An 8,288-nucleotide genomic window follows, 5' to 3' on the forward strand; every position below is an offset into this window, starting at 1 on the left:
ATGGCAATCACGATCAACGGCACCCCGGTCGATCCGCCGGCGGATGCGCGCGTCTCCCTGCTCGATCTGATGCGCGACCGGCTGCATCTCACCGGCACCAAGATCGGCTGCAACCAGGGCGCGTGCGGCGCCTGCACCGTGCTGATCGATGGCCAGCGCGCGCTCTCGTGCCTGACGCTGGCGGTGCAGGCGGATGGCCGCTCGGTCACCACGATCGAGGGGCTGGGCGCCGACGGGCTCCACCCGCTGCAACGCGCGTTCCTGGAACATGACGGCTTCCAGTGCGGCTATTGCACGCCGGGCCAGATCTGTGCCGCCAGCGCGATGCTGGAAGAAGTCGCCGCCGGCATGCCAAGCTATGTGACCCGAGACCTTGCCGCGCCCGCGCCGCTGACCCGCGAGGAAGTGCGCGAACGGATGAGCGGCAATTTGTGCCGCTGCGGCGCGCATAACGGCATCATCGATGCGATCATGGCAGTGGCCGAGGGGCAGGCGGCATGACCCCGGTTCAATATCGGCGCGCCGAGAGCGCAAGCGACGCGGTCCGGCTGGCGGGCGCGGCCGCGCACCGGCTGCTCGGCGGTGGCACCAACCTCGTCGATCTGATGCGCAAGGGCGTCGAGCGGCCGGACACGCTGGTCGATGTGACCGGCCTTCCCGGCGCGATCGAGGAAGCGGCCGACGGCAGCATCGTGATCGGCGCCGGCGCGCGCAACAGCGCGATCGCCGCCCACCCGCTGATCCGCGCCCGCTATCCGATGCTGTCGCGCGCGATCCTCGCGGGCGCGTCGGCGCAGATCCGCAACATGGCGACCGCGGGGGGTAACCTCCTCCAGCGGACGCGCTGCGTCTATTTCGCCGATGCCGCGGGTTCGCGCTGCAACAAGCGCGCGCCGGGCAGCGGCTGCGACGCGATCGGCGGCTTCACCCGCTATCACGCGATCCTGGGTACCTCGCCGGCCTGCATCGCGACGCATCCGTCGGACATGGCGGTCGCGCTCGCCGCGCTCGATGCGCGGGTACATGTCGCCGGGGCGGAGGGCGCGCGCGTCCTGCCGCTGACCGACTTCCACCGCCTGCCGGGCGACCGACCCGATATCGAGACCGAACTGGCACCGGGCGAGGTGATCGTCGCGATCGAGCTGCCGCCGTCGCGCCTCGCGCCGCGATCCGATTACCGCAAGGTGCGCGATCGCGCCTCCTATGCCTTCGCGCTCGTCTCGGTCGCGGCCGGGCTGGTGATCGAGGAGGGGCGGATCGCCGAGGCGCGGATCGCGCTCGGCGGTGTCGCGCACAAGCCATGGCGGGCGTGGCGCGCGGAGGCGGCGTTGCAAGGCGAGGCACCCAGTGAGGCGGCGTTCCTCGCGGCGGCCGAGGCGGAGCTTGCCGCGGCCGATCCGCAGCCGGGCAATATGTTCAAGGTGACGCTGGCGACGCGGACGCTCGCCGCCACACTTTCCGCTCTTTGCGAGGATCAGGCATGAGCAGGGTACAGAATGTCCTCGTCGGCACGGTGCGCAGCGCGCCGGGCTGGGTTCCCGCGCAATGGCTGCCCGGCGGCACGCCCGATCCGCTGATCGGCCGCCGCGGCGAAGTGGGGACGCAGGCGGCGCGGCTCGATGGCGATGCCAAGGTGCAGGGGCAGGCGCGCTTCGCCGCCGAAGTGCCGCTGGACAACCTCTGCTATGCCGCGCTGGTCCACAGCACGATCACGCGCGGGCGGATCACGCGGCTCGATACGGCGCGGGCCGAGGCGGCCGATGGCGTGCTGCTGGTCGTCACCCACCACAACATGCCGCGCGTGTCCGGCCCCTCGCTGATCGCGATCACCGATCCGACCGCGGTGGGCAACAGCAGCCTGCCGATCCTTCAGGACGATCAGGTCCATTACAACGGCCAGGTCGTCGCCGCCGTCGTCGCGGAGACGCAGGAGCAGGCCGATCATGCCGCGTCGCTGATCGCGATCGACTATGCCGCCGAGTCGGCCGAGACCCGCTTCGAGGAAGCAAAATCAGGCGCGCGGATCATCCCGTCGCTGCTGATGGAGCGCAATCACCTCTCGCTCGGCAAGGCGGAGCGGGAACTCGCCCGCGCGGCTCATGCGGTGGACAATGTCTATCGCACGCCATGGCAGAACCATAATGCGATCGAGCTTCACGCGCTGACCGTCGCATGGGAGGGCGAAAAGCTCACCGTGCACGACACGACGCAAATGATCGCGTCCGAGGCGGCGACGCTCGCCAAATTGTTCGGGCTGAAGCGTGAGGATGTGCGCGTGCTCTCGCCCTTCGTCGGCGGCGGCTTTGGCGGCAAGGGCTTCTGGGATCATCAGGTGGTCGCGGTCGCGGCGGCGCGGATGGTCGGCCGCCCGCTGCGGCTGCAGCTCAGCCGCGAGAGCGTCTATCGCATCGTCGGCGGGCGAAGCGCGACCGAGCAGCGCGTGGCGCTCGGCGCCGATGCCGAGGGCCGCTTCACTGCGCTGATCCACAACGGCTATTCCGTGATGCCGCCCTATGGCGCCTGCCCGGAGGCCTACACGCTGGGCACAAGGTCGGCCTATCGCGCCAAGAGCTTCGAGATCCTGCAACGCCATATCGACATGGCGGTGGTGCCCAACACCTTCATGCGCGCGCCGGGCGAGGCGATCGGCACCTTTGCGCTGGAAAGCGCCGTCGACGAACTGGCGCATGAGCTGGGGATTGACCCGATCGAGCTTCGCCTGCGCAACCTCCCCGACAAGCATCCGATCACCGGCGCGCCCTTCTCGCAACACGCCCCGGCCAAGTCCTGGACGGACGGCGCGGCACGCTTCGGTTGGGATCGCCGCTCCGCCACCCCCGGCGCCCGGTGCGAGGGCGAATGGCGCATCGGCATGGGCTGCGGCAGCGGCAGTTTTCCCTACATCCGCATGCCCGGCGCCGCCGTCCGCCTGACGATCCGGCGCGATGGCGGCGCGACGCTCGCCTGCTCGGCGCAGGAAATGGGCATGGGCACCTCGACCGTGCTGGCGCAGCAGGTCGCCGACCGGCTTGGCATCCCGCTCGACGCGGTGGTGATCGAAACCGGCGATTCCGATCTGCCGCCAGCGCCGATGGCGGGCGGATCGGGGCAAAGCGTGTCGATCGCCGGCGCGCTGCTCGCCGCGTCGGAGAAGCTGCCGGGCGAACTGCTCCCGCTGGCCGGCAATGACAGTCCGCTGGCCGGATTGCGCCCGGGGGAGATCCGATTGGGGCAGGAAGGCATGGCAAGCGCGGCCGATCCCAGCCGGCACGAAAGCTTCCGCTCGATCCTCACCCGCGCCAATCTCGATGAAGTGAGCGTCACCGCCACCGGCACCCCGCCGCTGGAAATGATGAAATTCGCCATGCACTCCACCGCGGCGATGTTCTGCGAGCTTCGCGTCAGCGACGTGACCGGGGAAATCCGCGTCGATCGCCTGCTCGGCTCGTTCGATTGCGGCACGATCCTCAACCCGCGCACCGCCGCCAGCCAGTTTCGCGGCGGCATGATCATGGGCCTTGGCCTGGCGCTCACCGAGGAGACGTTGCTCGACGAACGCAGCGGGCGGATCATGAACCCGACGCTGGCCGATTATCACATCCCCGCGCACCTCGACGTCCCCGATATCGAGGTGATGTGGACCGGCATCTCCGATCCGCGATCGCCCTTGGGCGCGCGCGGGATCGGCGAGATCGGCATCACCGGCGTCGCCGCGGCGGTGGCCAATGCGGTGTTCAACGCCACCGGCAAGCGCGTGCGCGACCTGCCGATCACGCTCGACAAATTGCTGTGACATGACGGGGCGGCACCGCCGATGAGAGTTCCCCCGGTCGCCGCCAGATACCGGCATCGCCGGCGCCGAAGGGGGCAATTGCACAACCTGGATTAAAGCATTCCGGCATAGGCTTTGTTGTCCGGGAACCGGCGGCCGTTCGGTGACTTACCAACGCATCGTTGACGTCAATTGAGGAAGACAGATGTCGCGGACGGCGACCATTGCCTCGCCACTTCCGGCCATTCCCCCGGCCAGTCCCTATGTCATCGGCCTGCGTGACATGCTGCGCGATCGGGCGTCCCCCATCGCCCGCTTCGATGTCGGTGATCTCACTGTCGAGGTGAAGGCGTCGCGCGATTCCATCTTTGCCATCGTGCGGCGTCCGGGCGCGGGCGGCCTTGCGATCCGCGCCGCCTTCCTGCCGGTCGAGTTCACCTGCCGGAAAGTGCGGGCCCAGCCTGGCGAGGCGGTGCGGCTACGAGTCACCAGCGCGATCGGCGAGCATCTGATCAGTTTTGCCGCGAACCGCGACACGCTGGAGCAGTTGCGGGTCGTCACGCACTTCACCCCCGCGGAACCAATCGTCCTGCCCTTTGTGCCGCGCGACCTCTACCCGCTGGGCCCGCACGACGATCCGCTGCAGGCGCAGGGCACCGTCGCCGCGTCGCAGCGCGGGATCAACACAGGCCTCGTCTATTTCCGTTTGGACGAGCCGGCCTTCGGCAACGTCCTCTATGTCCAGAACCTGACCGCGCTGAACGACTATCTCCGCGCCACCGGTACCAAGCCGCGCGAGATCGTCGGCGGTGTCTGGCCGGAGCTTGGCTGCAGCCTGCCGACCCCCCCGCCCAACGCTGATCCGGCGGAGGTCGCGCTGGCGGCCGGCCAGACGGTGACGCTGTCGGACGCGATCCTGATCGTCCGCCATCACGCGCCGCCACACGAACGCGAGTCGGCGCGCCAGTTCGTCCAGATGCTGGGCGCCGCCTACCGGCTGCTGGACCTGCCGCCGGTCGACTATCGCGACTGGGTCGATCGCGCGGATCGCACCGCGCGCGACCTGGACGAGGCGCCGGAGGCGACGATCCGTCATTACGGCCACCGCTACGTCCATCCCTATACCGCGGCGGAATATCCCGACATCATGGTGCAGATGTCGGTCATCACCGCGCTGCACGACTGGGGCAAGTGGCGCGGGCAGGCGCATCCGCTGAAAGCGGCGCTGAAGGCCGGCCTGCACAAATTCTATGACCCGAAGCTGCGTACGCTGCGCCGCTACCTGCCCAATGTCGGCAAGGACAAGAATGCCGACGCGGTCGACAGCTGGTACCTGTATCACCCGCTCGTCAACCTGGGCTTCCTCGCCCTCGACGGAGAGGCCGACGCGCGCGAGCTGTTCCTGGGGTCGATCGACTATGCGGTGAAGGCGGCGCAGCATTTCGATTATCAATGGCCGGTGCAATATGACGTCACCGACTTTTCGGTGATCGAGCGCGATGCCCCCGCCGACGGCCGCGGGCAGACTGACGTGGGCGGCGTCTACGCCTGGGTGATGCTGCAGGCGTTCGAACTGACCGACGACAAACGCTTCCTCGACGAGGCGCGCGCCGCGATCGACGCGGCGATGGGGCTGCGCTTTAATGTCAATTACCAGGCCAATCTCACAGCCTGGGGCGCGGCGGCCTGCATGCGGCTGTGGCGGATCACCAACCAGGACGTCTATCGCGAACAAAGCTACGTCTATCTCGCGAGCTTCCTGCACAATGCGGTGATCTGGCAAAGCCGCCTCGACCATGCGGTGCATTACGAAACGTTCATGGCGGTCACGTGCCTGCAGGACGCGCCCTACATGGCCATGTACGAATGTTTCGACAGCTTCGTCGCCTTTGAACATTATCTCGACGACGGCGGCCCGGACCTGGAGCCGGAGGCGCGGATGCTGATCGCCGAATATGGCAGATACGCCCTGTCGCGCGCCTGGTATTATTACCCCGACGCGCTGCCGCCGGAGGTGATCGCCGACCAGCAGCGGGAGAGCAACGGCCATGTCGACCGCGCGCTCTCCTTCCCGCTGGAGGACCTGTACCCGGACGGCCAGCCCGCCGGGCAGGTCGGGCAGGAGGTCTATGGCGCGGGCGCTGCCTTCATCTTCTGCACGCGCGCCTTCCACAATGTCGAGGGCGCGCCGTTCCTGCTGTTCTGCGACAATCTGGTCCGCGCGGTGGAACGGACCGGCGATCATTCGCTGACCATCCTCCTCGACGGTGGGGAGACGTGCGTGGCGAACCTCCGGCTGGTGCGGCTGAAACGACGGACGCTGCCCCGGAGCAATGTCACCACCGCCGGCGGCGACGCGATCCGCCCCCATACGGTCTCGCGCGACCGGATCGACTATCACGTCCCGGCGAACGGCCGCCTCATCCTCACCTGGGAATAATCATGCTGATCGATCGTCGCGGTCTTGCCGGCAAACGCATCCTGCTGACGGGCGGGACGACGGGCATTGGCCGCGCGACGCTGGCGCTGCTCGCCGCCGATGGCGCGCGCGTGCTGACCTTCGGGCGCGATCGCGCGGCGTTGGACGATGCGCTCGATAATGCGCGGGCAAGGATGACGGGGGAGGGGGAGGTCAGCGGCCTCACCGCCGACGTGGCAACCCGCGCCGGCATCGACGCGGTGTTCGCGGCGGTCGACGAAAGGCTTGGCGGGCTCGACATGCTGGTGGCCTGCGCGGCGCTCGGCGCCCAGCCGATCGATGAGATGGGGGACGACGACTGGCGCTACGTCGTCGACACCAATCTGGTCGGCTATCTCGCCTGTGCCCGCGCCGCGCTCACCCGGATGAAACGTCAGGAGGGCGGGCACCTGCTGTTCGTCGGATCGATCAGCGCCGAGGTCAAGGCGGTGGGCGAAAGCGTCTATGCCGCCACCAAGGCCGGCATCCAGGCCTTTGCCGAAACGCTGCGCAAGGAGGTCGCGCACGTCGACATCAAGGTCAGCGTGATCCAGCCCGGATCGGTCGATACCGACATGCAGGAATGCAGCGGGGAGGAGCGTGCCGCCGCGCTCACCGATCACCGGATGCTGCACGCCCGCGAGGTGGCGGAGGCGATCCACTTCATCCTGACCCGCGGCCCCGCCACCGACATCGTCAACCTGCGGATCGAACCGCGTCTTCAGAAAACCGCCTGATCGCGCGCCAACCCGGCCAGAATGGTTTGTATATTCCGGTTCGTGCCACGATGCTCTTCCGCAGCACTGCACTGGCCTTGAAATGGGAGAGGATCGATGACCATGACCGACAACAGGGCTGAATCGCAGGTTCAGCCGGTCACGGCGCGCGCGGTCAGCTATTCCGGCATCGGCGGTCCTGATGTGATCTCGATCATCGAGCGCAGCGTCCGTGCCCCCGCCGCGCGCGAGGTGCGGCTGCGGGTTCAGGCTGCGGCGGTCAACCCGACCGACATCGCCTGGCGCGACCCGGGCCGCCCCGACGGCCAGTGGCCTCTGACGCCCGGGATGGACGCGGCCGGGGTGGTGGAGGCGGTCGGCCCCGACGTCATGCGCCTGTCGGTCGGCGACAGGGTGATGGCGGCTGTCCTGCCGGGCGGCCCGGACGGCGGCGCGCAGGCGAGCTACGTCGTCGTGCCCGAGGCGTCGGTGGTGAGGATCCCCGCCGACACGTCCATCACCGAGGCGGCGACGCTGCCGATGAACGGGCTCACCGCGCTGTGTGCGCTGGACCATGCCGGGCTGTCGGCGGGCCAGGTGCTGGCGGTCAGCGGCGGGGCGGGGCTGCTCGCGCATTATGCCATCGCCATCGCCAACAGCCGCGGCATCACCGTCGTCGCCGACGCAAAGCCGGGGGAGCAGGATCTTGTGCGCGGCTATGGCGCCAGCATCGTCATCCCGCGCAGCGATGATTTCGCCGGCGCGGTCCGGCAGGTGGTGCCCGATGGCGCCGACGCGCTGCTCGACACCGCGCTGCTGGGCGAGGCCGGGTTCGGTGCGCTGCGCGATGGCGGGGTGTATCTGCCCGTGCGCGGCTGGAACAAGGGCGCCGAGCGCGGCATCGTGGTGAAGCCGGTCTGGGTCCGCACGGTGCTGGAGCGGACCGACTGGCTCGAATTGCTGCGCAGCCTGGTGGAGGACGGCACGATCACGCTGCGCGTCGCAGCGGAATTTCCATTGGAGGAGGTCGCCCGCGCGCAGCAGCTGCTCGCCGCCGGCGGGATGCGCGGGCGCCCGGTTCTCGTCATGTAAGCGGAGGCACGGCCCGCGCCCGTCACTGCTGGCCGGAATGTACCCGGCACAGCCGCAGGGCGCGGCCGATAGCGCCCGCACCCAGGCCAAACATCGCCGACAATATGACCAGATAGGCTGACCCCGCGGCCTTCGCCGGGCCATGCATCTGATGGTCCGCGGTCTCGACCAGCAGGACCAGCGACAGGCCGCAAAAGGCACCCCAGCCGACAAGGTGCCAGACCGCCCCGTCGCGCCGCGACCGCCACGC

Annotated in this window: 7 protein-coding genes; 6 read left to right on the forward strand and 1 reads right to left on the reverse strand. The window is 68.9% G+C overall.

Annotation, left to right across the window (positions count from 1 at the left end):
* The 6 genes from L8F96_RS17535 to L8F96_RS17560 all read left to right on the forward strand — a co-directional run bounded on the left by L8F96_RS17535 (nt 1) and on the right by L8F96_RS17560 (nt 8,038).
* Nucleotides 1–501: a (2Fe-2S)-binding protein gene (locus L8F96_RS17535; RefSeq protein ID WP_334656850.1), complete on the forward strand. Its 501-nt coding sequence runs from the start codon at nt 1–3 to the stop codon at nt 499–501.
* On the forward strand, nt 498–1,484 hold the full coding sequence (locus L8F96_RS17540) for an FAD binding domain-containing protein (protein WP_334656851.1): 987 nt from the start codon (nt 498–500) through the stop codon (nt 1,482–1,484). The genes L8F96_RS17535 and L8F96_RS17540 overlap by 4 nt, the downstream gene beginning before the upstream one ends.
* On the forward strand, nt 1,481–3,793 hold the full coding sequence (locus L8F96_RS17545) for a xanthine dehydrogenase family protein molybdopterin-binding subunit (protein WP_334656852.1): 2,313 nt from the start codon (nt 1,481–1,483) through the stop codon (nt 3,791–3,793). The genes L8F96_RS17540 and L8F96_RS17545 overlap by 4 nt, the downstream gene beginning before the upstream one ends.
* Nucleotides 3,794–3,977: 184 nt before the next feature.
* Entirely contained in the window at nt 3,978–6,212 is a 2,235-nt protein-coding gene (locus tag L8F96_RS17550) for a hypothetical protein (RefSeq protein WP_334656853.1), read from the forward strand.
* 2 nt (nt 6,213–6,214) lie between these two features.
* A complete protein-coding gene (locus L8F96_RS17555) occupies nt 6,215–6,967 on the forward strand; it encodes an SDR family oxidoreductase (protein WP_334656854.1) in 753 nt (250 codons plus the stop codon).
* Between the two features lie 96 nt (nt 6,968–7,063).
* A complete protein-coding gene (locus L8F96_RS17560) occupies nt 7,064–8,038 on the forward strand; it encodes an NADP-dependent oxidoreductase (RefSeq protein WP_334656855.1) in 975 nt (324 codons plus the stop codon).
* 22 nt (nt 8,039–8,060) lie between these two features.
* Here the strand turns inward: L8F96_RS17560 and L8F96_RS17565 are convergent.
* On the reverse strand, nt 8,061–8,288 hold a 228-nt coding region (locus L8F96_RS17565; RefSeq protein ID WP_334656856.1), incomplete at its 5' end, for a hypothetical protein.

This window comes from Sphingomonas panaciterrae (assembly GCF_036890205.1).
GTDB lineage: Bacteria > Pseudomonadota > Alphaproteobacteria > Sphingomonadales > Sphingomonadaceae > Sphingomonas > Sphingomonas panaciterrae.

What these genes read in the sequence shown, in the direction of transcription:
- L8F96_RS17545 (WP_334656852.1), top strand. Translation starts at nt 1,481, where the DNA reads ATGAGCAGGGTACAGAATGTCCTCGTCGGCACGGTGCGCAGCGCGCCG.
- L8F96_RS17550 (WP_334656853.1), top strand. Translation starts at nt 3,978, where the DNA reads ATGTCGCGGACGGCGACCATTGCCTCGCCACTTCCGGCCATTCCCCCG.
- L8F96_RS17540 (WP_334656851.1), top strand. Translation starts at nt 498, where the DNA reads ATGACCCCGGTTCAATATCGGCGCGCCGAGAGCGCAAGCGACGCGGTC.
- L8F96_RS17555 (WP_334656854.1), top strand. Translation starts at nt 6,215, where the DNA reads ATGCTGATCGATCGTCGCGGTCTTGCCGGCAAACGCATCCTGCTGACG.
- L8F96_RS17560 (WP_334656855.1), top strand. Translation starts at nt 7,064, where the DNA reads ATGACCATGACCGACAACAGGGCTGAATCGCAGGTTCAGCCGGTCACG.
- L8F96_RS17535 (WP_334656850.1), top strand. Translation starts at nt 1, where the DNA reads ATGGCAATCACGATCAACGGCACCCCGGTCGATCCGCCGGCGGATGCG.